Origin of the sequence: Acinetobacter sp. XH1741 (assembly GCF_041021895.1) — a bacterium.
Lineage (GTDB): Bacteria > Pseudomonadota > Gammaproteobacteria > Pseudomonadales > Moraxellaceae > Acinetobacter.
Map to the genome: position 1 here is coordinate 952239 of NZ_CP157428.1, position 23586 is coordinate 975824.

Consider the following 23586-nt stretch of genomic DNA (forward strand, 5'->3'; position numbering starts at 1 on the left):
AGAGTCATAAGATGAACTGAAAGGCATTTACGCATGTCGTTTGAACAAAAACCGAAAGTTACTGTCATTTTAGCGAATTTGGGCACACCGGATGAGGCAACTGTTCCAGCGGTGCGTCGTTTTTTAAAGCAGTTTTTATCTGATTCACGTGTGATTGAAATACCAAAATTCATCTGGTGGATCATTTTAAATCTATTTGTTTTGCCTTTTCGCCCAAAAAGAGTGGCACATGCATATGCATCGGTTTGGTCTAAAGATTCACCAATGCGTGAAATTGTATTAGAGCAAACCAAACGTGTGCAGGCTTATTTACAGCGTGAAAATAAACAGTTTGATTTAACTGTAGTACCTGCAATGACTTATGGTAATCCGGGTATTGATGCAGTTTTAGAAAAGCTGGCAGCTCATCCGCAAGAGCATGTCATTTTATTGCCTTTATTTCCTCAATATTCTGCGACATCGACAGCGCCGTTATATGACGCATTTGCCAAATGGATTCCTACTCAGCGAAATTTGCCGGGTTTGACGATTATTAAAGACTATTATCAGCACCCAATGTTTATACAAGCTTTGGCAGAGAGCGTCTTAGCTTATCAAGCACAGCATGGTAAACCTGAAAAACTGCTGATGTCTTTTCATGGTATTCCACAGCCTTATGCAGACAAAGGCGACCCTTATGCAGACCGTTGTCGCATCACCGCAAAGTTAGTCGCTGAAGCTTTACATTTAAAAGATGATGAATGGGCAATTAGCTTCCAATCGCGATTTGGAAAACAAGAATGGGTGAAACCTTATACTGATCAGCTTTTACAAGATTGGGCACAGCAGGGTGTTAAGTCTGTTCAGGTCTTAAGCCCAGCTTTTTCTGCTGATTGTTTAGAAACGCTTGAAGAATTAGCGATTCAAAATGCTGAGCTATTTCAGCAAGCAGGTGGCGGAAGCTATGCTTATATTCCCGCTTTAAATAGTGATCAGGCTCATATTGATTTGCTTGCAGGTTTAGTTCAGGCTAATCTTGATGCCCTTACCCATACCTTAGCCCACCGTTAATTGTGTTTTAGCCAGAGGTTCTTATGCTGCAAGTCAAAATCGTTCCAGTTACTGCTTTTGCCCAAAATTGTTCTATTGTTTGGGACAGCGAAACAAAAGAAGCAGTTTTGATTGATGCAGGTGGTGATGCTGCTGTTTTGAAAAAAGAAGTAGAAGGCTTAGGTTTAAAGGTTAAAGCTCTCTGGTTGACTCATGGGCATTTAGATCACGCAGGGGCGGTAGGTGAACTTGCACAAGAATGGAGTGTTCCTGTTGTTGGTCCACATAAAGAAGATCAGTTCTGGCTAGATATGATTCAGGAAGTCTCAGCACGTTATGGCTTCCCAATTCCACAGCCTGTAAAAGTCGACCAATGGCTTGAAGGCGGTGAAGTGCTAAAACTAGGTGAAGATGAGTTTGAAGTACGTTTTGCCCCAGGACATACCCCAGGGCATGTTATGTTCTATAACAAAAACCATGGCTTACTCTGGACTGGCGATGTCCTGTTTAAAGGCTCGATTGGAAGAACTGACTTTCCTCGTGGTAACCATGAGCAGCTTATTGAGTCGATTCAGCGTGAATGCTTTAGTTTGCCAGATAAAACCCAGTTTATTTCAGGTCATGGTCCCATGAGTACTATTGGCTATGAGAAACAGTTTAATCCGTTTGTCGCAGGCAAGGCGGGTTAATCCTCATAATCATCTTCATGTTGACTACCCTTGTTTTGCTGAGGAGCATCTTGGGTAGGCAGTCTATATTCATCATTAGCCCAAGCGCCTAAATCAATGAGTTTACAACGTTCAGAACAAAATGGACGAAATTCATTGCCTTCCCAAACACTTGGTTCACCACAACGTGGGCAGGGAAATGTACGTGGCATAAAGCGATATCCTCAAAGTGACGAGAAATAGATTAGGCAAAAGTCAGGTGACTTGTTAGACTTATGCCGATTTTATTTAGTTTGATGTGATTATGCCGATTCGTCAATTTCAAGCACAACGTATGCAAGCGCCTCGTGATTTTACCCCAATTGAAAATACCCCGATTTGTGTAGAAATTGGTGCGGGCAAGGGTAAACATGCTTTGCTATTTAGTGGGCAGCATCCCCAACACACGTTGTATGCAATTGAACGAACCCGAGAAAAATTTTTAGCAATGCAAAAACAGCATGGTTTGGAACCAAGAGATAATTTGGTACCTGTACATGCCGATGCTTTGCCTTGGGTGGTACACGCTTTGCACCCTGCTCAAGTAGAGCATTTCTTTATTCTCTATCCAAATCCAGAACCGCATAATCCTGCACAGCGCTGGTTGAACATGCCATTTTTTGAGTTCTTGTTATCACGTCTGAAAACAGGTGGAACTATTACATTGGCAAGTAATATTCCTGAATATATTGATGAAGCAGAACAGCAGTTGATTGATGTGTGGAAGCTGCCTTACCAAAAAGAAAAAATTCCACAAACCTCTGCACGCACTCATTTTGAAATTAAATATTTAGAACGTGGCGAGCTTTGCCAGCAGCTTGTGATCACTAAACCTGAAGGTTACAGCACACGTTTTGATGAGTTTGCGCCATTACAAGGTCAAGTGCATGGCGAATAAGCGGGTTGCCATTATTGGTGCAGGTCCGGCTGGTTTAATGGCAGCAGAGGTACTGAGCCAGTATGCTTATGATATTGATGTGTATGAGCAAAAACCGTCGGCTGCTCGTAAGTTTCTCATGGCTGGTAAAACAGGCTTAAATATCTCACATGCTGAACCCTTGGCCCAGTTTATTGAGCGCTATGACCATACGAACTGGCTCAAACCATGGGTAGAACAGTGGGATGCAGTCTGGATTCAAAACTGGATGAAAAGTCTTGGGATTGAATCGTATGTGGGGAGTTCTGGTCGCATTTTTCCTGTTGAAATGAAAGCAGCACCTTTACTTCGCGCTTGGTTAAAACGTTTGACAGAACAGCAGGTTAAATTCTTTTATCGACATCGTTGTATTAATTTGCAAGGTACAACGGTGACGCTAGAAAACCAAAATAATCAAAGCACTGAAACTTTTACCCAGCAATATGATGCTGTCGTATTGGCTTGTGGGGCTGTATCTTGGTCTCAATTGGGCAGTGATGGTGCTTGGCAGCAATGGATAGATCAATCCACTATCGAACCTTTTCAACCAAGTAATGCAGGGGTATTGCACACTTGGTCAGCTTTTATGGAAAGCTGCTTTGGTGAACCTTTAAAACGTGTCCATGCATGGGTTGAGCCTAGCCAAGTTACTCATGGTGATATTGTGATTACTCACTATGGTTTAGAAAGTGGTGTCATTTATAAACTTGGACGTGCTTTACGAGAGCGATTAAAACAAGGGAAAAGCTTAAATCTATTTTTAGATTTATTGCCTGATGTCGAACTTACGCAGTTAGTTAAAAAATTGCAGGCTAGCAAAAAACAATCGCTCACCAATATCTGGCGTAAAGCAGGCTTAGATACGGCCAAAATTAGCTTAATTAGAGAAGTTGTTGATAAAGCGCTATGGAACCAACCAGAAGCTATGGCTCAGCAAATTAAAGTACTACAAATCAAGTTAGATGGCTTTAGACCTATCGAAGAAGCGATTAGCTGTGCTGGTGGCGTTAAGCAAGATGCATTAAATGAAAGTTTGGAATTGAAACAAACCTCAGGTGTTTTTTGCTGTGGCGAAATGCTGGATTGGGATGCTCCTACAGGCGGATATTTGCTTACAGCATGTTTTGCTACCGGACGAGCAGCTGGTGAAGGCGTGCATTCATTCTTAGAAAAATAACAGCGAATTCAGTGCTATTTTTGATATGTGAAAAGTGTTATTTTTGAGCAATCAATAATAATAGGATTTACGAGAACATGTCTCAAGCATCACCAGTTTATCAAGGAAGTTGTTTATGTCAGGGTATTCGCTATGAAATTAAAGGCAATATCGGAGATATTATTCAGTGTCACTGTCAACGATGCCGAAAATCCAATGGAACAGCATTTGCCACGAATGCTCCTGTTAAAAGTACAGATTTTAAAATTACTCAAGGTGAAGGCCTCGTTAAAAAATTTGCGGTGAACGGTGTGTACCGTTGGTTTTGTAGTGAATGTGGTTCACCGCTTATTAGCTCGCGTGATGCCCAGCCTGAACTATACCGTGTAAGAATTGGGACACTCGATACCCCATTAGACCAAAAACCGACAATGCATATTTTTGCCGCTTCAAAAGCAGAGTGGGAATGCATTCATGATGATTTACCGCAATACGATGAACGTCCATAATTTAAAAAGTATATTTCAATCAAATTTTAAATGATCTAATATACTTAAAACGGGGAGATGGCATTCCTCCCTTGAAAAACCGCCGTATTGGCTAATGATGCCTACGTTACCCTCATGTATTTATATCGCTGGGTACGTAGGTTATTGCGTACTCTGCTTATTTTTTGGAGTACGCCATGTCACGTTTCCCATCATTCTTATTTGCTCTTTTAGCATCTTACTAAAGGGGTGGTTCTATGTATTATCCTTTACTTTCAATTGCCGTAGGTTCAGTACTAGGGGCGTGGTTGCGTTGGTTTTTAGGCTTAAAACTCAACCCGATTTATCCGCAAATTCCACTTGGTACCGTTGCTGTTAATTTAGTAGGCGGTTTTATTATTGGTTTTGCGATGGCCTATTTTGCTCATAGTGATTTAAGTCCGAACTATAAGCTTTTTGTGATTACGGGTTTTTGTGGTGCTTTAACTACTTTTTCAACATTCTCAATTGAGATTGTGACTTTATTGCAAAGTGGTAAGTTGGGAATGGCGATGTTGGCAATTTCTATTCATTTAATTGGGTCGTTAATTTTTACATGTTTGGGGTTGGCGACTTATTATTGGGTAGCGGGCAACTGATTATTAAGTTGTTTAAGAATAGAGATATATTTCACGGCCTCGGTTTTAAGATATTTTCCAGCACCGGTTGTATAGGCATACCTTACTTTTGAAAGATCAAAAGTAAGCAAAAATCTTTTGTTTCGCTGATGCTACATCCATGTAGCACAGCAAAACAGCGGCATCCATGCCGCTTTTCACGATAGTAAATGACGAATCAAAAACATCTGATTTATTTTGGGATTTGATACGCGTTAAAGTCATCAACAGCCTGACTGAAATTAGCTATATCTAGTTTTTGCAATATATTGGATAAGTGTAAACAGAGAACAGGTTCTGTTGATCTTGCGCTGCTTTAGTCGCAGCTCAGGTTTTGCCTACTTTTCCCAAAAGAAAAGTAGGTCGAGCCGAAGGCTAGTCTAGATATAGAACGTCACTGAAAAACTCTGTTGTGATGATCTTCTAATTTAAGACATTACTTACTAGTACTTATTATTTTTCAGTTAAAGCCTGACCTTCAAACTTCACACCATCCCAACCATTTTGCATAAACTGACGAATATTTTGATGATCAGTTCCTTCAGGTGTAGCCAATACAGATGCATAGTGCTCTGCAAATAAACTTAAAGTTTGTGCTTGGTCTAAACCTTGTAACTTAGCAAAAGAGAAAACTTTCGCACTGCCTTGATTTTCAGTCGCAGCGTTATGCTGTGTGCCATTTTGAAAAGCTGTTGGAGTATGTTGGTAGCGTGCTTCAATATGAGCTAAAACATCTGAAAATTTTGCTGTGCCTGCTTGTAATTGGGCAAGTAACTCTTGTGCCATAATCTTAAACTTCCTATCAAATGAGGCTTAAGCATAGCATCGAATACAGGCTTTGAAAGCTTGGTCGCTATAAAAAATGATGGGATATTGGGAAAGTTGAGAATTTTTTTTAGACAAGTTGTGGATAAGTTTTCTTTTATACACAGTTCAGAAAAGTCTGAAAAATGCACATAAAAAAAGAAGCCTAAGTGGAGGAGATGAGTCTTAGGCTTCCAATGATTTTAGTGTATTGGTCAAAACTTAACGCAAGATTAACTCTTACGACTGAAGCGACCGAAGCGTTTATTAAAGCTTGCAACGCGACCTTCATTACTTGCTTGACGTACTTCACCTGTATAGAAAGGATGTGATGCACTTGAAATATCAAGAGTTACGTAAGGATAGACTTGTCCTTGATACTCCTTGGTTTGTTTCGTTTGAATAGTACTACCAATTAAGAAGTACACATCTGCATTGGTGTCATGAAATAACACTTGTTGATAAGCAGGATGAATATCTTTACGCATGAGAGATTGTCCTAAATTATTTTTGATTAAGGAAATGTTATAACATAACAATTGATAAGTCAATGTAGCCCCAAAAAGGCAACATTGATTAGTTCATTGAGTTAATTAGCAGGAGGAACAAGTTCTTCAAATAAATCGTTTAGGTTGTCATGTACTTTTAAGTGAATCAGGTTCCAGTAGTGCCCTGAAATGGTTCTATTGACCATTAATGTATCTGGTGAAGGCTTAAAGACATCCCAGTACTTCAATGATTTTTTCACGAGTAGCATGCCATCATGATGTGATGAGTTTTCGGCAAAATCGTAAGTGGTTGTAAGAGGGCGTAATAAAATTTCGATCCAGAGTTTATAAAGATCGCTCGGGAATTTGCCTTTTTCTACAAGAGCATGTAACTCGAGTAGTTCTGTTTCAATGAGCTCGATATTTTCATGACGGGCTGCATTTACCAATCGTTTAAAGTTATAAACGATTTCATTGGAAAGGGTTTTAACACTGCCATAGTCATAAATAATGACACTACCATCTTGGCGGAAGGCAAAATTACCTGGGTGAGGGTCACAGTGAAAACGTTTTAAAAAGAACATTTCCTGACCTAAAGCGCGTATAAGGCGGCGCCCAATCGTATTTCGAATCTCAACGGGCCAAGCGCTGGCTGTTTCAATGCTGTCACCTTGTTCAAGGCTCAATGTCAAAATACGTCTTGAAGAGTAATCTTTATAAACGCTCGGAATAATAATTTTGTCATCTAACTTGCTATGAAAAGTTTTAAAGACTTCAAGATTTTGAGCCTCAATTTCATAGTTAAGCTCGGCTGACAGACTATCTTGAATCTCTGCAAAAAGCTGATCTTGCAACTTTTTATCAATTTTGAGTACTCCCATTAAACGAAGTGCTAAACGAACTTGTTTTAAGTCACTCTCGCAGGCTTCATCAACACCGGGATATTGAACCTTCACCACCACTTGTTCGCCATTTGGCAAAACAGCTTTGTGAACTTGTCCAATTGATGCAGCGGCAAAAGGCTCGCGATCAAAAGATTTAAATGCAGCATCGAGAGGCTTTCCAAGCTCACGTTCAACTTGTTGCTGAATAGCGGCAAAAGGCATGGCTGGAGCTTGGCGTTGTAGTTTTGATATCGCTTTAGCAACTTCTGGCGGGAAGATATCTTTATATTGCGATGCAATTTGCCCGACTTTCATCACAGCACCTTTCATTTCACCTAAGGTGTCAGCAATCTGTAGGCCGATGTCTTGAAACAATTTAGTTTTTGCAGCTAGTTTCTGTTCTTCATCCGCAGTCAAGTTTCGAATCGAGTTAGAAACGGTTTTTGTTGCAATGCTCGCGGTCATTCCTGCAAGTTTCATAAATCGTTTGCCAGGTGAACTTGCATTCTTTGCCATATCTTCGATACCTCGTTGACTACAACATAATATTGTCTAGTTTTGATCATAGGTGACAAAACTTAAAAAGCCTATATGAAATTGTTTAGCGCATGTAAGAAAATTTTCGAAAAACAAAACGTTATTTTTAAAGTAAAAAAAGTGAAAAGCTTTTTAAAATTCATTTCATAAACAAAGCTTTAATATCTATAAGGTCGCTGTTTTTTTAGTGCTAAGGTGAAGGGCATGTTAGATAAAAAATAGAGACAATAAAAGTTATGACCAGTTTAAATTCGTCCTATGGGCGCTCTCAAGCCGTTCCTTTATCTGTGTTTGAACAAGCGAAAGACGCACATATTATTCGCTCTGATGAGGAAGCAATTGAAGTTGCTAAGCAACTTGCCCAAGTGTTTGCACAAGAAGCATCTGAGCGAGATCGCGAGCGTCGATTGCCTTTAGATGAAATTCAACAGTTCTCACAAAGCGGTCTCTGGGCAATTACAGTACCTAAGCAATTTGGCGGTGTAGAAGTTAAATATCGAACTTTGGCGGAAGTGATTAAAATAATTGCGAGTGTTGATCCATCTCTAGCTCAGTTGCCTCAAAACCACTTGGCCTTTATTGAGCATTTAAGACTAGATGCGAAACCTGAACAGCAACAGTTCTTCTTTAACTTAGTCTTGAGAGGGGTTCGTTTTGGTAATGCCTTCTCAGAAAAGCATAGCAAAACGGTGGCTGACCTCACTACCACATTAAAAAAGACCGAGCACGGTTATGAAATTAATGGGAAGAAATTCTTTGCAACGGGTGCCTTGCTCGCGCATTGGATTCCAATTGTTGCTGTAAATGAACAAGGGCAACCTTATGCTGCACTTGTGCCACGTGAAACATCTGGGGTCAATATTATTAATGACTGGTCTGGTTTTGGACAACGTACCACAGCGAGTGGCACGGTAGAGTTAAATCAGGTTCCAGTACGTGAAGAATATCTAGTTCCGATTTACCAAGCATTTGAGCGCCCAACACCAGCAGGTGCTATTTCTCAGTTTATTCAGGCTGCTGTCGATGCCGGTATTGCACGTGGTGCAATTGAAGAAACGATTCAATATGTCAAAAATCATAGCCGTGCATGGGTCGATTCAGGTTTAGAAAAGGCCAGTGATGACCCGTATACAATCGCAAATATAGGTGATCTGAAAATTAAATTGCGCGCAGCAGAAGCTGTATTGGATTTGGCTGGAGATGCAATTGATCAGGCCATTGCAGATACCACCGAAGAGCATATAAACCAAGCCACACTACTGGTTGCTGAGGCAAAAGTACTCACCACAGAAATTGCTATTTTGGCAGCTAATAAACTCTTTGAGTTGTCGGGTACGCGTTCTACTTTATCTGAACTCAACCTAGACCGTCATTGGCGCAATGCCCGTACCCATACCTTGCATGACCCTGTGCGCTGGAAGTATCACATTGTCGGTAACTATTACCTCAATGGTATTCAGCCACCTCGTCATGCATGGAGCTAAATTGAAGAAAAGACAAGATTAGGAGAATAACGATGACAACAGGTCAAATTGAATTAGAAGAACTATCGGTAGGCGCGGATTATGAAAAGCTCGCAAACAGATTCCGTCCCATTTTTGAAAAAATTGCGCAAGGTGCTGTTGAGCGAGAAAAAGAGCGAATCTTACCTTTTGAACCGATTCAGTGGTTAAAAGAAGCTAAGTTGGGTGCTGTACGAGTACCCCGTAAATATGGTGGCGATGGGGTATCTTTACCTCAACTGTTCCAGCTTTTAGCAGAGTTAGCAGAAGCTGACTCCAATATTGTGCAAGCTTTACGAGGTCATTTTGCATTTGTTGAAGACCGCTTGGTTGCTCATAAAGAGCACTCACAAGAGGTCTGGTTTCAACGCTTTGTCCAAGGCGATTTAGTCGGAAATGCATGGACAGAAGTTGGAAATGTACAGATTGGTGATGTGGTTACACGAGTTACTAAAGACGCTTCGGGTAACTTGGTGGTAAATGGTGAAAAGTACTATTCAACCGGAAGTATTTTTGCAGACTGGATTGATTTATTTGCTTACGATGAAGTAAATGACCGTCATGTGATTGCTGCTATTTACCGCCATGAAACAGGTGTGAGCATAATTGATGATTGGGATGGTTTTGGTCAAAAGACAACGGGCAGTGGTACTTTAAAAGTACATCAGGTGCATTTGCCCGCTTCACATCTCATTCCATTTGATCAACGTTTTAAGTATCAAACCGCTTTTTATCAGGTGGTGCACCTTGCAACATTAACGGGTATTGCACGTGCAGCCGTCGAGACGTTTAGTCAAGAAATCCGTGAACGTAAACGTATTTTTAGTCATGGTAATGGTGATTTGGTTCGCCACGATCCACAAGTTTTACAAGTAGTAGGTAAGGCATCAGCTCAAGCTTATGCAAGTGAAGCAATTACCTTAAAAACCGCTGAGGCATTGCAAAAAGCTTATGAAAGTCATTTTGCCGAGTCTGAAGTGAAAGAGCATCAGTTTAATGTCGATGCCGAGCTTGAGTCGGCACAAGGGCAGGTGGTAATTTCTAACCTAGTGCTCGATTTAACCAGTCAGTTGTTTAATGCCTTAGGGGCATCGGCAAGTAGCCAAGTGAAACAACTTGACCGGTTCTGGCGTAATGCTCGGACGGTGTCTTCACATAATCCACTTATTTACAAAGAAAAGGTTATTGGAGATTGGGAAGTGAACAGAACAGATTTACCATTTGTTTGGCAAATTGGAGCAAGCCCGCGGGTAAAGACTGCATAAAATAAAAAAGCCGATATTTCATCGGCTTTTTTATTAGGTTTGACTTAATCGTTTGGTGTTTAAATAGAGCCGCGAGAGCAATAAAACACAGGCAATACTTAAGCCAATAATTAAACCGAGCCATACACCAGCTACGCCCCAGTGGGTATAACGTGCCAAATAAAGACCGATTGGAAAAGCAATCACCCAATATGCCATAAGCGTAATCCACATTGGTGCTTGGGTGTCTTGCATGCCTCTTAAACAGCCGGCAGCACTGACCTGTAGAGCATCCATTAACTGATAACCCATAGCAAACCAGAGTAAATACATCGCAACAGGAAAAACGTTTATATCTTGAGTATAAACCGAGACAATTTGTTCACGGCCTAATGCAATAAAGGACATGGTCAATAAAGCAAAAAATATTGCTGTGCTCAAACCAATCTTTTGCACTTGATACATAGAAGCCCAGTTCTTTTCACCATAATATGTTCCCACGCGAATGGTTAAGGCAATTGCTAGTGAAAGTGGAATCATAAACAGCACAGAGGTAACTGAAATAGCCACTTGGTGTGCAGCAATAAATACTTCGCCCAGTGGGCTAAGGACCAAGGCACCTGTACTGAAAATACTCACTTCAAAGAACACAGCTAAACCGATTGGTAGACCAAGCTGTAAAATTCTTTTAACCCAAGTCAGGTTAATTTTATCGAATCGACTAAAAATAGACGTGTTTCGATAAGCCGAAGCTTTATAAATATAGCCTGCTAATGTGAGTAGCATCAGCCATTGTAAAATAGAGGTTGCAAAGCCACAGCCTGCGCTACCCAAAGCAGGTATTGGACCTAAGCCATGCATAAAGATCATGTTCAGAGGAATTAAGACGACTAAGGCCAATAAGCTAATCGCGGTTACAGGGCGAGGGTGACCTAAAGCCTCTGAATAGCCACGTAGAGCTGCATACATAGTTACAGCAGGCATACCTAACCCAATGGCATGCAAGAACAAGCTTGCTTTAGGACGTAAGCTCTCTGGCACACCGAACACGTGTAAGAAAAATGGCATAAGCTGCAAAATGAGCATAGCCATGATGCCTAGAATTAGGGCAACCCATAAGGACTGCCGAACAATGACAGGAATTTGTTCTGTATTTCTAGCGCCTTTTGCCTCGGCAACTAAAGGTGTAGTGGCAATCATGATCCCACTAAACAGCAGCATAATGGGAACCCATAAGCCTACACCTACCGCAATAGCAGCTAAATCGGTTGCAGATAAATGCCCAGCCATAATGGTATCAATTAATCCGAACCCTGCTTGAGCAAACTGCGTAATTAAAATAGGTAGCATTAAATGGAAGAGTTGTTTTAATTCAGACCGAAACGACGTGACATTCGACACAAAAGATACTCTTTATAAATATAAAAATGAAACTAGCGCTGTAAGGTGAGTAATACACCAGCAAAGATGATCACTCCGCCAAGAAACCGTTGCCATGTAACAGGGGTTTTGTCGGTACCTAACCAGCCAAAATGATCAAGCAACATAGAAATGACTAATTGCCCAAAAACGACTAGCCCTGTAAAGGTTAAAAAACCAAGCTTAGGTGCAGTATAAATGCTCATGCTAATTGCATAAACCCCAAGGAATCCTCCGGTCCAAAGAAGCCAAGGAATATTAGATATTTCACTTAAAGTGGGTTTCTCGGCACTTTGGACGAACACCATAATGGCTAATACAATAGTACCGATGAAAAATGATAATAATGCCGCTTGCAAAGGTGAGTGTAATTGCTCGCGAAGCTGAGCATTGATTGCGGTTTGAAAAGCCATGGCAACACCGATTCCCATAGCGAGCGGTAAGATCAGGAAAAGTTGACTAGAGAATTTCATCATTTTTATCAATATTTAAGATTGTTTAAATTCAGTCTAAAGCAATTAAGGTATGTTTTCATAAGACCATTGATGCAGTCATGTTAAAATAGAAATATTGTGTAAATTGGACATTGTTCCTTGGCTGTATTAAACCCTGCTTCTATTCCGTTATCTTTATATATCCACATGCCTTGGTGCGTGCGTAAATGTCCATATTGTGACTTTAACTCGCATGCTGTACCTGATGGTGCGCTTTCAGCAGAGCTTGAGCAAACTTATTTAAAAGCGTTGGTGGCTGACTTTGAAACTCAAGTTGAGATGGCACAGGGGCGTTCAATTCACAGTGTGTTCATTGGTGGTGGAACACCTTCACTCATTTCTGCTAAAGGTTATGCTTGGTTGTTTGAACAGCTTAAGTCACGACTTAACTTTGAAGATGACTGTGAAATTACCTTAGAGGCCAATCCGGGTACATTAGAACATGATCCGTTTGCAGGCTATTTAGAAGCGGGTATTAATCGTTTATCGATTGGTGTGCAGACTTTTAATACTGATCACTTGCAAAAGCTAGGTCGTATTCATTCAGCAAACAATGCTATGGATGCAATAGAACAGGCAAGACAAGCAGGCTTTAAACGAGTTAATGTCGATTTAATGCATGGTCTGCCTGAGCAAACTTTAGAGCAAGCGCTTTATGATTTAAAGGTCGCTGTAGAGCAGGGGGCGACACATATCAGTTGGTATCAACTCACCATTGAGCCAAACACGGTATTCTTCCGTACTCAACCTGTTTTACCTCAAGATGAAGTGTTAGAGGACATTCAAGAGCAAGGTGAAGCCTATCTAAAAGCAAATGGCTTTGTAAACTATGAAGTGTCGGCTTGGCGCAAAGAGCAGCCTTCTGCCCATAATTTAAATTACTGGGAGTTTGGCGATTATCTTGCAATTGGTGCAGGGGCACATGGCAAAGTGACACAACCAGATGGCGTATACCGTTTCCAAAAGACTCGTTTGCCAAAAGATTACTTAGCTAAGGTCCCAGCCGAGCATTTGCAAATGAAAAAAATTGAGGCAGATGCGCTACCTTTTGAATTTATGATGAATGCTTTGCGTTTAAATAATGGGGTAAAAGCTGAGCTATATGAGCAGCGTACAGGTGCAAGTTTAGAGGGTTTAAATGAGGTGCTCACTTCACTACGTTCGAGAAAGTTATTGGTAGAAGACAGCTCTCGTTTAGCTTGTACAGAGCAGGGGCATATTTTCTTAAACTCGGTACTAGAAGAGTTTTTATAATCAAATAGTCATAAAGCAAAAGCCGCACAATGAGATGCGGCTTTTTTTGATTTTAGCGTGTGGTATAGCCGCCATTTGCAAAAATAGTTTGGCCTGTAATCCACCAACCATCGGTCACCAGAAAGCGAACTAGAGGTTCGATGTCTTCAATTTTAGTAAGCCCCCCTAAAGCTGACGCTGATTTATGGTAAGCCACTGCTTCAGCAGATTCCTGTCCATAGAAAAACGGTGTATCCATAGGGCCAGGGGCAACAGCTGTCACAGAAATTTGACGATCACCAAATTCTTTGGATGCAGCGCGTGTGTAATGCTCAACAGGAGCCTTTAAACCCTCATAGGTTGAATAGAGGCCCGTGTAGGCTGCCAAAAGAGAAGTCACGATTGAACAGATTTTTCCGCCGTCATTTAAATGACGACCAGCCGATTGAATAAAGAAATAGGCAATTTTTGAGTTGATATCGCTCATGCTATCAAACTCTTGTTCTGTGGTATCTAAAAACGATTTCTTTAAAACCTTTCCAACCGTATTAATGGCAATATCAACTCCACCAAAATGTTGTGTGGTATCTACAAAAAGCTTTTCGATGTTATCAATATGAGTTAGGTCTGCTTGAATTAGAATAGCATCTGCACCCAATGCTTTTACATCTGCAAGCGTCTGTTCTGCATCTGCCTGAGTTTCAACACTGTTGTAATGAATCGCAAGCTTTGCACCTTGTTCTGCAAACTTACGGCTAATGAGTCCACCTAAGTTTTTTGCACCGCCTGTAATCAATACAACTTTATCTTTAAGGCTATGAGTTGCCATGATGTTATTCCTATGATGACTTGTTTTAATGTGTTTTTAGTCTAGATTGGCGGTAATTTTTGATCAATTATGCTAGTTTGGTTTAACTATTCAGAAAATACGAACAATAAAAATGGATCGTTTGCAGCAATTTTTTATTTTTACGGAAGTCGCTAAACGACAAAGCTTTAGTGAAGTTGCAAATCAGCTAGATTTGCCACGCTCTACAGTGACTAGTGCTATTCAACAGCTTGAAACTCACTATGGAGTACGTTTATTTCATCGCACTACGCGTAAAGTAAGCCTGACGCAAGATGGGCACAGAATATTGCCAGAATGCCAAAACCTGTTATTTGATTATGAACAGTTAGAGCAACTCATTCAGACGCAAAAGCAGCATTATCGTGGCACATTAAAAATTTCAATGCCGACTCGTATTGCACATCAAGTGATTATTCCTGAGTTACCCGATTTTTATAGCCGTTATCCAGATATTTACTTACAGCTCACGAGTTCCGATGACCTTACAGATCTTATTGAAAAGGGAATTGACTGTGTGGTTCGGGTTGGGCAGTTAGATAATAGTAGTTTAATCGCGAAGTTTGTTGGTAACTTGATTATGGTGAACTGTGCAAGTCCCCATTATTTAGAACAATACGGTATTCCTGAACAATTAGAAGATTTATCTCACCACAAACTCATTAACTACGCAGGAGCCGTAGGGGAAAAGCAGGGCGTATTTGTATATTCGGGTGGAACCGTGATGATGGATAGTGCTTTGAGTGTAAATAATACCGAGGCCTATAGTGCTGCAGCTTGTGCAGGTTTGGGGATTATTCAAGTACCTTACTATGATGTTCAAGATAAAATTGAGCAAGGTATTTTAGTTGAAGTGTTGAGTGCTTATAGTGCGCCGTCACTTCCACTTAATATTTTATATCCGAACCGGAGTTATATTCCCAAGCGACTTGAAGTTTTTATGAATTGGGTAGGGGAAATTTTAAATCGCAAATGCATCGTCATCTTTTAGTCATAAAAGCAAAATAAGATGACAATAAAAAAGCCTCTCGAAGGGAGAGGCTTTTTAGAATTTGGTGGGTCGTCCGCGACTCGAACGCGGGACCAACGGATTAAAAGTCCGCTGCTCTACCAACTGAGCTAACGACCCAAATAGGTCAAAACAAATAAGTGGTGGGTCGTCCGCGACTCGAACGCGGGACCAACGGATTAAAAGTCCGCTGCTCTACCAACTGAGCTAACGACCCTGAGCGAGGTTTAAGTAAAACAATGTTTTACTTGAATGTGTGAGAAGATCTATGATTTTCTTTAGCATTCAAACTCGAACTGACTCAGAGAGAAGTAATACTTCTAAACACTGTATCGTTTTGATGTCGCGTATTTTAGCAAGTTATTCAACTAACACAAGAGGAAATTTCAAAACATTTGCATGATTGCCTATAAAAAGCACGATTTCCTCTTGTTTAGCTAAAAAATAAACTAAAAACGGTATTTATATGCCTGAATGTTGTCAAAAATTTCAGTCGTGATGTCGCAATAACTGTTTGCACCAGGCAATAAAGCGAGTAAACGTTCAGAAGTTTTGTTCGGATTAAACGCATCTTCCTTCAATTTATTCTTCTGATATTTAAATGTACCTGTTGTTTCGACCTTTTTTTGCACACGCAAAAACACAGGTACAGCATAAGCAGGTAAACATTTCTTAAATACAGTGACCATTTCGGTTAAATCTGCATCATTTAACTCTTCGTTATCGGCCAGTGTGATGGCTGCCATACCAGCACGGCCGTTGGTATTTGGAATTTCTACACCATAAACGACAGCTTCAGCAATTTTTTCATATTCACACACCATGTTTTCCACTTCGGTAGTGGATACGTTTTCACCTTTCCAGCGGAAGGTATCGCCTAAGCGGTCAACAAACTGAGCATGACGGAAACCGATATCACGGACTAAATCACCTGTGTTGAAATAAGAGTCGCCTTTTTTGAAAACATCTTTCCAGATCACTGATTTGTTCTTTTCAGGGTCGGTATAGCCATCAAATGGAGAGCGGCTAGTAATTTTTCCAACTAACAGACCAACTTCACCTGCTTTTACTTTTTGACACCAGCCATTTTTATCGCGTATTGGTTCGTTTTTCTCTTTATCAAATTGAACGATGGCATATGGAGTAGGAGAGAAGCCAACCGTGTTGTCAAAGTTGAAAATATTGCTAAATCCAACGTTACCTTCACTTGATGCATAAAGCTCAAGGACTTCTTTAACACCGAAACGTTGTTTGAACTTGTCCCAAATATTTGGACGCATACCGTTACCAATCATTTTGGTAACACGGTGATTGCGGTCAAGCTCGGTAACAGGAGCATCCATTAGGTAACGACAAAGTTCCCCGACATAACCAATCGCAGAAGCATTAAATTTTTGAACATCTTTCCAGAATGCACTGGTCGAATATTTACGTCGAATCGCAAGTGTCGCACTTCCAGCAATGACACCACACCAGCAAACCACCACACCTGTTGCGTGGTAAAGCGGTAGGGTCACATACATAACATCATCCGGTCCCAAATTTAAGATATGACCATAAGTGCCGTATGCGAGTGTCCAGCGACTATGCTTGAAAATAACAGCCTTTGGTAAACCGGTTGTACCTGATGTGTAGATATAGAACAAACCATCATTCCCAGTGACAGAGCGAGTCGTCGATGGGTTAAATTTGGGGAATTGATCAATTTGGTCAGCCAGATTTGCATAACCTTGAGGCGCTGTACCCGATTTTTGACGTGTAGCTTGATCTGCGAACCAATGAAAACGGTCTTTAGGAACATTTAAATCTTGACGAATTTCATCAATAGCAGTTCTAACTTCTTCGCCCGCGATGACGGCAATTGGTTTTACTAAATTGATGCTATGAGCGAGAACTTTACCCACTTGAGATGTATTCACAAGTGCAATCGTGACACCAATTTTGGCTAGACCAACAATTGTTGCGATTAGCTCAGAGCGGTTTTCAATCATTACAGCAATGACATCCCCCTTACGCGCTCCGAGAGAAAGATAATAATGGGAAATCTGGTTAGCCCATTCATTTAAAGCTTCATAAGAGTAACTTTGATCTTCAAATAATAAGGCAGTGCCTTTCGGATTTCTTTTAACAGCTTTTTCAAAAGCAATACCCAACCCCGTTGGAGTATGTGATGTTCTTAAATAAGCCTGTTTAAGACCATTTAGGATATGGGGTACTTTGGGAATGAAGCTAGGAAGTCTTGTGGCAACATCACCAAGCGTAATGATATCGGTCTGTGTTGTCTGGCTCATATCAATCCTATTTATTTTTCGATCAATCCAAAAAAGGTTGTGTGGGCAAAAGTCCATTAGTTTGCATGGTTCATCATGCTTTTAAAACTTTTCTTCTAGTGCAATCAACCTAATTGGTTAAAAATAACAAAAAAAACCTAGTCATCGAAATGACTAGGTTTGTTTAAATTAGCTGCAATTGAGCAAATTGCTTACTCAGCTACAGGATTGGCTTTTTTAGGTGGACGACCACGAGGGCGACGAGGGCGACTCGGTTTATCCTTGTCAGCTTTTGCGTCTTCTGACTCGGCCTCAGCGGTTGCTTCAACCGGTGCTGCTGTATCTTCAACTGCTGCTTTTGCTTTATTTGCAGCTTTTGATGGAGCAGGTGCCTTTGCTACAGGAGCTTGAGCTACAGTTTCTGTAGTTTTTTCTTCTACAGGTTCTGGAGACGCTTCAGGTTGTGTTGCTTCAGTTGACTGATTAAGTTCAAGCGGTTGCTGTTCTGGTGCAACAGGAGCTTGAGTTTCAGTAGGCTCAGCAACAGTTTCTTCAGCTACAGGAGCAGCAGGAGTAACTTCTTCCGCAGGAGCAGAATGTTGTTGTTTCACTTGCTCAAAAGCTTGTTCCGCAGCTAGTTTTGCCAAACGACGGCGCTCACGCGGATCATTTGCAACACGTGGAGTTGGAGCTTGCGATGGAGTAAGTGGAAGTACGGGTGCTGGTTCTGCTTCTTCAGCTGGTTTACGGCTTGGAAGTTCTGCATCACGAGTTACCGGTTTTTTCTCTTCTGTTTCAGAAGTTACTTCAACCACCAAAGTACTAGCGTACTGCTCTGCAAACTTCTGCAATGCACGATTAAACGTTGGTACTAAACCAAATTGTTCAATTAGTACCGTGCAGTCTTCGCCATAAACGTGACGAATCAAGCTACCAATCGTGTATTGTGCCAAAGTCGGAATTTGCGATGGCGTAACAGAAGGAGCCGCAGCTTTAGCTTGTTTAGCCCCACGTTGCTGGCGACGACGCATACGAGGGTCATTGCTAGCACGTTGGATTTGTTGTGGCTGAGTAGCCTCTTCAGTTGGCTGAACAACTTCTTTAACTTCAGCAGCAACAGCTTTCTCTTCTACAACAGGTGCAGGAGTTGGCTCTTGAGCGACTTCAGCAGGTGCAGCTTCAACACGTTCAACTTGCTTTTCACCTGTTAGCGCAACAATTTCGCTTTGTCCTTGATCAACATTGATAATTAAAGCTGTGTTCATGACGTCATGCTTAGGTGCATCGATCACATCAACTTTAATTTGTTTCTCATCAACAACAACTGGTGCCGGCGTATTTTGATTTTCATTTAATACGCTTGGATCGCGGTGGCGATTTGGACGGTTTGGACGTTGTTGATTGTTACGATCACGACGTGGCACAGCGTTTTCAGGTTGTTGTACATCATTATTTTGATGTTGCTGATCTTGCTGTTGTTGACGTTTTTGCTGACGTTTTAACTCACGTTGCTCTTGGCGTGACAATTGAACCACTTCTTCATGAACTTGGTGCTGATGCTGTTGTTGTTCATGTGGTTGGTGATGTTGTTCACGTTGCTCTTTATGCTTACGCTTTTTGTTGTTCTGACGTTGTTGTTGAGATTTATCATCTTTTTCAACATGTTCACGAACTTCTTGTTTCACAGGTGATTGTGAAATGTAAGCATTGTTTGTTTGAACTGGTGCAACTTCAGCAACTGCTGGCGCTACAACTTGTCCAAACTGACCACGACTTACTGCGCCGGTATTGATCATTTGCTCAATTGCAGCAGCTGCATTTTGTGCTGAACGAGATTGATCAACTGTTTGCGCTTGTTTTTGAACAAATAAATTTTCTAACCATGCACAAGGGCTTGCCGATTTTTGAGCAGAAGGCTGTTGTGCTACTGGTTGATTTGCATGGCTTGCTTTTTTCTGAGCAGGGGCATTATTTGAAGCTGGAGCTGCTGCATGTGCATGCCCATGATCTGCTTCTTCTAAATGCCATTCAGAAGACTCATAACCTAACTCTTTTTCACTAGAACGAGTTGCTTCAGTACGTTCATAGCTAGATGGTGCAAAGCCATCTGGGTTATAAGCGATTTCGTAATGTGGAGTTTCTAAGTGTGGATGAGGTAATACAGTCACACGTACACCAGAAGTCTGTTCTAAATACACCAGACTATGGCGTTTTTCATTGAGCAAGAATGCTGCAATTTCAACAGGAACCTCAACTTGAACTTCACCATGACGTTCACGAAGTGCAATTTCTTCCACTTTACGCATGATTGAAAGAGAAAGCGAACGTAGGTCGCGAACCATACCTGTACCATGACAGCGAGGGCACACATAACCTGTTGCTTCTTCAAGCGATGGACGTAAGCGCTGACGGCTCATTTCCATTAAACCAAAACGAGACAATTGACCGAACTGGATACGGGCACGATCGCTTTGTGTTGCTTCACGAAGTTTTGCTTCAACCATACGTTGGTTGCGTTCTTTAGTCATATCGATGAAGTCGATTACAACTAGACCACCAATGTCACGAAGACGAAGTTGGCGAGCAATTTCTTCTGCTGCTTCTAAGTTGGTATTAAGCGCAGTTTCTTCAACATCATGTCCGCGAGTTGATTTCGCAGAGTTGATGTCGATTGAAACTAAAGCTTCAGTCTGGTCAATTACGATTGAACCACCAGAAGGAAGTTTTACTTCACGCTCATAAGCAGTTTGAATTTGGCTCTCAATACCAAAATGAGCAAACAACGGCTCGTTTAAAGTATAAGTTTTTAATTTGTCTAATTGACGTGGCATGACTGCTTTAACAAAGTTATATGCTTCGTTATAAGCCTGTTCGCTATCAATTAAGATTTCCGCAACGTCATCACGTAAGTAATCACGAATCGCACGTGTTACAACGCCAGCTTCTTGATGAACAAGCATCGGAGAAGGACCTGAGCTTGCTGTACTTTGAATTTGTGTCCAAAGGTCAAGCAAGTGTTGTAAATCGAGCTGTAATTCTTCTTGCGTGCGGCCAATACCAGCGGTACGTACAATCACGCTCATGCCGCGAGGTACATTTAAAGACGCTAAAATTTCTTTTAACTCTTCACGTACTGAACCTGAAATTTGACGGCTAATACCACCACCTTTCGGGTTGTTTGGCATGAGAACTAAATAGCGACCTGCAAGAGAAATAAAAGTAGAGAGTGCTGCACCTTTATTGCCACGCTCTTCTTTTTCAACCTGAACTAAAAGCTCAGTACCTTCAGTGATAAGTTCACGAATGTTTGAAGTCTGACGTGGGTCTGCTTGGAAATAGCTATTCGCAATTTCACGCATAGACAAGAAGCCTTGACGACCTGCGCCGTATTCAACAAAAACAGCTTCTAAAGAAGGTTCTACGCGGGTGACATGGCCTTTATAGATATTGGATTTTTTCTGTTCTCGGGTACGATTTTCTAAATCAAAATCGTAAAGACGATTACCAGTGATAAGTGCAACGCGAACTTCTTCGGCGTGAGTTGCATTAATCAACATACGTTTCATGGGTGTGACACCTAATAGTGACTCACACAAACAAACCAAACAAACTTAAAGGTTCTGAACGAACATCGAACATGACGGATCATTTCCCAGATCTCAAAATACTTGTGGTCTGAGTCATCTGTTACCGGCTACATTTAGCCTTAGCTTCGATTCTCGTCTGTGATGTAGGCAATACTGCTTCAACCTTTAAATCGGAATTCCTTTTTGCTTCACTGGCGGGTGAGCGGTGCATTGGTTAATGACTTTCACTGTCATTGGCCGCAAAGTGACTTCTTTATTGGAAGTTTGATACGGAATGCTCATCGTATCGGTGCTTTCGGCAGCTCCAATGCATCAACGCTTTAGCCTGAAGGCAACATTAAGGAGCGATTTGTCTGATGTGTATCAGTTTACGTTCCATAACCAACTAGAGTTGGTAACATATTTTTTTGAACAAACTGAATTAAACGCAACAGTTTGTCATTTTGCCGATATAATAAGCCTTCGGCGTCGGCATAATTCTTTAGGACCAATCCGAGCTGGTGATGAAAGCATCATTTTGATTGAGGTTTCAATCAGGGAAATTTCCCTTTAGATGTTCACTTACGGCGGTATCCGTGCGCTGACTATATCAAACCTTGCAGCATCTGCCTATGGGCTAAGCTTAGATTTCTTGTGAAAAAACTAAGCTAATCGGTCATTTATTAATCAAATTTCGTAAAATTTCAGGTTTAAATATTAGTATGAATTCTACACAGCAATGGCAAAGTGTCACTTGGTTTGAGGTGGATGAGCATCAAGCAGGACAACGAATCGATAATTTCCTGTTTTCGCGTTTAAAGGGTGTGCCAAAGAGTCGAATTTATCGTTTGATTCGTGAAGGTCAGGTTCGCGTGAATAAAAAACGTATTAAAGCCGAGACCAAGCTTGAAATTGGAGATCAGATTCGCGTTGCGCCTATTCGCTATGAACAAAAAGATGAAACTGCTGTTCCTGTAAGTGATGGTGTGGCTCAAAGTTTATTAAGCCGCGTAGTCTATGAAGATGAAGGCCTGTTAGTTGTAAATAAGCCATCTGGTATTGCTGTACATGGTGGTAGCGGTGTTGCGTACGGTTTGATCGAGGCTTTACGTGCAGCGACAGGTAAAAAATATTTAGAACTCATTCACCGCATTGACCGTGACACTTCTGGTCTTGTCATGATTAGCAAAAAACGTAGCACTTTAAAGTTGCTGCAAGATATGCTGCGCGAGCACAAAATTCGTAAGACTTATGCAGCAATTGTAAAAGGTCAGGTGAGCCTTGATAAACAACTCATTGATGCGCCTTTATTTCGTTACGAGTTACCAAATGGTGAGCGTCGTGTACGTGTATCTAAAGAAGGTAAGCCAAGTAAAACTGAATGGGTGGTCGTAGAGCGTTTTAAAAATGCCACATTGGTTCATGCTTCACCTTTGTCAGGGCGTACTCATCAAATTCGTGTACATGGTTTAAGTATTGGACATCCATTGGTTGGGGATGATAAATATGGCCACAACACGGTATATGCAGGGCCTGAAGCGCGTCGTCTGTGTTTACATGCAATGCGTTTGGATATTCCGGGTTATCCCCCAATTGAAGCGCCTTTACCAGAAGATATGACCCAGTTGTTAAAGGCTTTGAGAGTAGCAAAATGAGTCTGAAAACCGAATTAGTAATTTTTGACTGGGATGGCACTTTATATAATTCTGTTGGTCAGATTGTTGCCAGCTTACAGCATGCAGCAGAACAGCATGAATTAACGCTCACTGATGAAGCTGCAAAAAGTATTATTGGTTTAGGTCTGCCGGAAGTAATGCAAACCTTATTTCCTGAACATCCTGAGCTACATGAGTCGATTTTAAAAGCATATGGCGATCACTATATTACGAACTCGATAAGTGATGTATGGTTCGATGGCGTTGCTGAACTATTACATGATTTAAAATCTCAAGGTTTAAAACTTGCCGTAGCAACCGGTAAAAACCGCCGTGGGTTAGATCGAGTGATTGCAAAAACACAGAGTACTCATTTGTTTGATGTTACTCGAGCTGCCAATGAAACCCGTTCAAAACCAGATCCGCTCATGTTGCAAGAAATATTAGCTGTCACTGGAGTAAGCGTTGAGCGAGCAGTAATGATCGGTGATAGTAGCTATGATCTTGAGATGGCCCAGCGTTTAGGTATGCCACGTATTGGTGTTGGCTATGGTGTGCATTCGATCGAAGTTTTACAACAGTTCCAGCCTTTAACTATTGCAAAAGATGTACCTGAGCTACACAGCTTTTTAAGAGAATATACGAAGTTATCTACTGTAGATGTAGCTTAATCTAGAAGTAT

22 protein-coding genes, 2 tRNA genes and 1 riboswitch are annotated in these 23586 nt (G+C 41.2%); of the genes, 13 read left to right on the forward strand and 11 right to left on the reverse strand.

What is annotated here, in order from left to right; genetic code table 11:
- Positions 1–33 precede the first annotated feature (33 nt).
- Positions 34–1050 (forward strand): ferrochelatase, encoded by a 1017-nt coding sequence (gene hemH, locus ABLB96_RS04600; protein ID WP_348896237.1) that lies wholly within the window; start codon positions 34–36, stop codon positions 1048–1050.
- Between the two features lie 23 nt (positions 1051–1073).
- Complete coding sequence (locus ABLB96_RS04605; RefSeq protein WP_348896236.1) at positions 1074–1718, forward strand: MBL fold metallo-hydrolase; 645 nt, start codon at positions 1074–1076, stop codon at positions 1716–1718.
- Here the strand turns inward: ABLB96_RS04605 and ABLB96_RS04610 are convergent.
- Positions 1715–1909, reverse strand: coding sequence for a DNA gyrase inhibitor YacG (locus ABLB96_RS04610; RefSeq protein ID WP_004698974.1), 195 nt, complete (start codon positions 1907–1909; stop codon positions 1715–1717). The two genes, ABLB96_RS04605 and ABLB96_RS04610, sit on opposite strands and share 4 nt — an antisense overlap.
- Positions 1910–1995: 86 nt before the next feature.
- Between ABLB96_RS04610 and ABLB96_RS04615 the strand changes: the two genes are divergently transcribed.
- From ABLB96_RS04615 to ABLB96_RS04635, 5 genes are all read left to right on the forward strand, one after another.
- Complete coding sequence (locus tag ABLB96_RS04615) at positions 1996–2634, forward strand: SAM-dependent methyltransferase (RefSeq protein WP_348896235.1); 639 nt, start codon at positions 1996–1998, stop codon at positions 2632–2634.
- Positions 2624–3829, forward strand: coding sequence for a TIGR03862 family flavoprotein (locus ABLB96_RS04620; protein ID WP_348896234.1), 1206 nt, complete (start codon positions 2624–2626; stop codon positions 3827–3829). The genes ABLB96_RS04615 and ABLB96_RS04620 overlap by 11 nt, the downstream gene beginning before the upstream one ends.
- Before the next feature lie 77 nt (positions 3830–3906).
- Entirely contained in the window at positions 3907–4317 is a 411-nt protein-coding gene (locus tag ABLB96_RS04625; RefSeq protein WP_348896233.1) for a GFA family protein, read from the forward strand.
- 44 nt (positions 4318–4361) lie between these two features.
- A riboswitch (Fluoride riboswitch) is annotated at positions 4362–4428 on the forward strand.
- A gap of 125 nt (positions 4429–4553) precedes the next feature.
- Positions 4554–4934: a fluoride efflux transporter CrcB gene (gene crcB / locus ABLB96_RS04630; protein ID WP_348896232.1), complete on the forward strand. Its 381-nt coding sequence runs from the start codon at positions 4554–4556 to the stop codon at positions 4932–4934.
- Positions 4935–5100: 166 nt separating this feature from the next.
- Positions 5101–5208: a hypothetical protein gene (locus tag ABLB96_RS04635; RefSeq protein WP_348896231.1), complete on the forward strand. Its 108-nt coding sequence runs from the start codon at positions 5101–5103 to the stop codon at positions 5206–5208.
- Between the two features lie 197 nt (positions 5209–5405).
- On the opposite strand, the gene ABLB96_RS04640 is transcribed toward ABLB96_RS04635, so the two are convergent.
- The 3 genes from ABLB96_RS04640 to ABLB96_RS04650 all read right to left on the reverse strand — a co-directional run bounded on the left by ABLB96_RS04640 (position 5406) and on the right by ABLB96_RS04650 (position 7644).
- Entirely contained in the window at positions 5406–5738 is a 333-nt protein-coding gene (locus ABLB96_RS04640) for a HopJ type III effector protein (protein WP_032054311.1), read from the reverse strand.
- 251 nt (positions 5739–5989) lie between these two features.
- Positions 5990–6244: a type B 50S ribosomal protein L31 gene (locus ABLB96_RS04645; protein WP_049063840.1), complete on the reverse strand. Its 255-nt coding sequence runs from the start codon at positions 6242–6244 to the stop codon at positions 5990–5992.
- Between the two features lie 101 nt (positions 6245–6345).
- Entirely contained in the window at positions 6346–7644 is a 1299-nt protein-coding gene (locus ABLB96_RS04650) for an AarF/ABC1/UbiB kinase family protein (protein ID WP_348896230.1), read from the reverse strand.
- A 257-nt stretch (positions 7645–7901) separates the two neighbouring features.
- Here ABLB96_RS04650 and ABLB96_RS04655 point away from each other — a divergent pair, with 257 nt between their 5' ends.
- Entirely contained in the window at positions 7902–9149 is a 1248-nt protein-coding gene (locus ABLB96_RS04655) for an SfnB family sulfur acquisition oxidoreductase (protein WP_348896229.1), read from the forward strand.
- Positions 9150–9181: 32 nt separating this feature from the next.
- Complete coding sequence (locus tag ABLB96_RS04660) at positions 9182–10432, forward strand: acyl-CoA dehydrogenase family protein (RefSeq protein WP_348896228.1); 1251 nt, start codon at positions 9182–9184, stop codon at positions 10430–10432.
- A 33-nt stretch (positions 10433–10465) separates the two neighbouring features.
- On the opposite strand, the gene abeM is transcribed toward ABLB96_RS04660, so the two are convergent.
- Both abeM and ABLB96_RS04670 read right to left on the reverse strand, forming a co-directional pair.
- Positions 10466–11812, reverse strand: coding sequence for a multidrug efflux MATE transporter AbeM (abeM, locus tag ABLB96_RS04665; protein ID WP_348896227.1), 1347 nt, complete (start codon positions 11810–11812; stop codon positions 10466–10468).
- A 32-nt stretch (positions 11813–11844) separates the two neighbouring features.
- Complete coding sequence (locus tag ABLB96_RS04670; RefSeq protein ID WP_348896226.1) at positions 11845–12306, reverse strand: DMT family transporter; 462 nt, start codon at positions 12304–12306, stop codon at positions 11845–11847.
- 117 nt (positions 12307–12423) lie between these two features.
- Between ABLB96_RS04670 and hemW the strand changes: the two genes are divergently transcribed.
- Positions 12424–13578, forward strand: coding sequence for a radical SAM family heme chaperone HemW (gene hemW, locus ABLB96_RS04675; protein WP_348896225.1), 1155 nt, complete (start codon positions 12424–12426; stop codon positions 13576–13578).
- A 52-nt stretch (positions 13579–13630) separates the two neighbouring features.
- Here hemW and ABLB96_RS04680 read toward each other — a convergent pair whose 3' ends face one another.
- Entirely contained in the window at positions 13631–14386 is a 756-nt protein-coding gene (locus ABLB96_RS04680; protein ID WP_348896224.1) for an SDR family oxidoreductase, read from the reverse strand.
- A gap of 112 nt (positions 14387–14498) precedes the next feature.
- Between ABLB96_RS04680 and ABLB96_RS04685 the strand changes: the two genes are divergently transcribed.
- A complete protein-coding gene (locus ABLB96_RS04685; RefSeq protein WP_348896223.1) occupies positions 14499–15395 on the forward strand; it encodes a LysR family transcriptional regulator in 897 nt (298 codons plus the stop codon).
- A 62-nt stretch (positions 15396–15457) separates the two neighbouring features.
- Here ABLB96_RS04685 and ABLB96_RS04690 read toward each other — a convergent pair.
- From ABLB96_RS04690 to ABLB96_RS04705, 4 genes are all read right to left on the reverse strand, one after another.
- Positions 15458–15533: transfer RNA gene (locus ABLB96_RS04690), tRNA-Lys, on the reverse strand.
- Positions 15534–15554: 21 nt separating this feature from the next.
- Positions 15555–15630, reverse strand: a tRNA-Lys gene (locus ABLB96_RS04695).
- A gap of 232 nt (positions 15631–15862) precedes the next feature.
- Positions 15863–17704 (reverse strand): long-chain-acyl-CoA synthetase, encoded by a 1842-nt coding sequence (locus tag ABLB96_RS04700; RefSeq protein ID WP_348896222.1) that lies wholly within the window; start codon positions 17702–17704, stop codon positions 15863–15865.
- Positions 17705–17895: 191 nt separating this feature from the next.
- Positions 17896–21249: an Rne/Rng family ribonuclease gene (locus ABLB96_RS04705; RefSeq protein WP_348896221.1), complete on the reverse strand. Its 3354-nt coding sequence runs from the start codon at positions 21247–21249 to the stop codon at positions 17896–17898.
- A 722-nt stretch (positions 21250–21971) separates the two neighbouring features.
- Between ABLB96_RS04705 and ABLB96_RS04710 the strand changes: the two genes are divergently transcribed.
- Both ABLB96_RS04710 and ABLB96_RS04715 read left to right on the forward strand, forming a co-directional pair.
- On the forward strand, positions 21972–22904 hold the full coding sequence (locus tag ABLB96_RS04710; RefSeq protein WP_348896220.1) for an RluA family pseudouridine synthase: 933 nt from the start codon (positions 21972–21974) through the stop codon (positions 22902–22904).
- Entirely contained in the window at positions 22901–23575 is a 675-nt protein-coding gene (locus ABLB96_RS04715; RefSeq protein ID WP_348896219.1) for an HAD-IA family hydrolase, read from the forward strand. The genes ABLB96_RS04710 and ABLB96_RS04715 overlap by 4 nt, the downstream gene beginning before the upstream one ends.
- The last annotated feature ends 11 nt before the right edge of the window (positions 23576–23586 follow it).

What these genes read in the sequence shown, in the direction of transcription:
- hemH (WP_348896237.1), top strand. Translation starts at nt 34, where the DNA reads ATGTCGTTTGAACAAAAACCGAAAGTTACTGTCATTTTAGCGAATTTG.
- ABLB96_RS04605 (WP_348896236.1), top strand. Translation starts at nt 1,074, where the DNA reads ATGCTGCAAGTCAAAATCGTTCCAGTTACTGCTTTTGCCCAAAATTGT.
- ABLB96_RS04610 (WP_004698974.1), bottom strand. Translation starts at nt 1,909, where the DNA reads ATGCCACGTACATTTCCCTGCCCACGTTGTGGTGAACCAAGTGTTTGG.
- ABLB96_RS04620 (WP_348896234.1), top strand. Translation starts at nt 2,624, where the DNA reads ATGGCGAATAAGCGGGTTGCCATTATTGGTGCAGGTCCGGCTGGTTTA.
- ABLB96_RS04625 (WP_348896233.1), top strand. Translation starts at nt 3,907, where the DNA reads ATGTCTCAAGCATCACCAGTTTATCAAGGAAGTTGTTTATGTCAGGGT.
- crcB (WP_348896232.1), top strand. Translation starts at nt 4,554, where the DNA reads ATGTATTATCCTTTACTTTCAATTGCCGTAGGTTCAGTACTAGGGGCG.
- ABLB96_RS04635 (WP_348896231.1), top strand. Translation starts at nt 5,101, where the DNA reads ATGCCGCTTTTCACGATAGTAAATGACGAATCAAAAACATCTGATTTA.
- ABLB96_RS04640 (WP_032054311.1), bottom strand. Translation starts at nt 5,738, where the DNA reads ATGGCACAAGAGTTACTTGCCCAATTACAAGCAGGCACAGCAAAATTT.
- ABLB96_RS04645 (WP_049063840.1), bottom strand. Translation starts at nt 6,244, where the DNA reads ATGCGTAAAGATATTCATCCTGCTTATCAACAAGTGTTATTTCATGAC.
- ABLB96_RS04650 (WP_348896230.1), bottom strand. Translation starts at nt 7,644, where the DNA reads ATGGCAAAGAATGCAAGTTCACCTGGCAAACGATTTATGAAACTTGCA.
- ABLB96_RS04655 (WP_348896229.1), top strand. Translation starts at nt 7,902, where the DNA reads ATGACCAGTTTAAATTCGTCCTATGGGCGCTCTCAAGCCGTTCCTTTA.
- ABLB96_RS04660 (WP_348896228.1), top strand. Translation starts at nt 9,182, where the DNA reads ATGACAACAGGTCAAATTGAATTAGAAGAACTATCGGTAGGCGCGGAT.
- ABLB96_RS04670 (WP_348896226.1), bottom strand. Translation starts at nt 12,306, where the DNA reads ATGATGAAATTCTCTAGTCAACTTTTCCTGATCTTACCGCTCGCTATG.
- ABLB96_RS04680 (WP_348896224.1), bottom strand. Translation starts at nt 14,386, where the DNA reads ATGGCAACTCATAGCCTTAAAGATAAAGTTGTATTGATTACAGGCGGT.
- ABLB96_RS04685 (WP_348896223.1), top strand. Translation starts at nt 14,499, where the DNA reads ATGGATCGTTTGCAGCAATTTTTTATTTTTACGGAAGTCGCTAAACGA.
- ABLB96_RS04700 (WP_348896222.1), bottom strand. Translation starts at nt 17,704, where the DNA reads ATGAGCCAGACAACACAGACCGATATCATTACGCTTGGTGATGTTGCC.
- ABLB96_RS04705 (WP_348896221.1), bottom strand. Translation starts at nt 21,249, where the DNA reads ATGAAACGTATGTTGATTAATGCAACTCACGCCGAAGAAGTTCGCGTT.
- ABLB96_RS04710 (WP_348896220.1), top strand. Translation starts at nt 21,972, where the DNA reads ATGAATTCTACACAGCAATGGCAAAGTGTCACTTGGTTTGAGGTGGAT.
- ABLB96_RS04715 (WP_348896219.1), top strand. Translation starts at nt 22,901, where the DNA reads ATGAGTCTGAAAACCGAATTAGTAATTTTTGACTGGGATGGCACTTTA.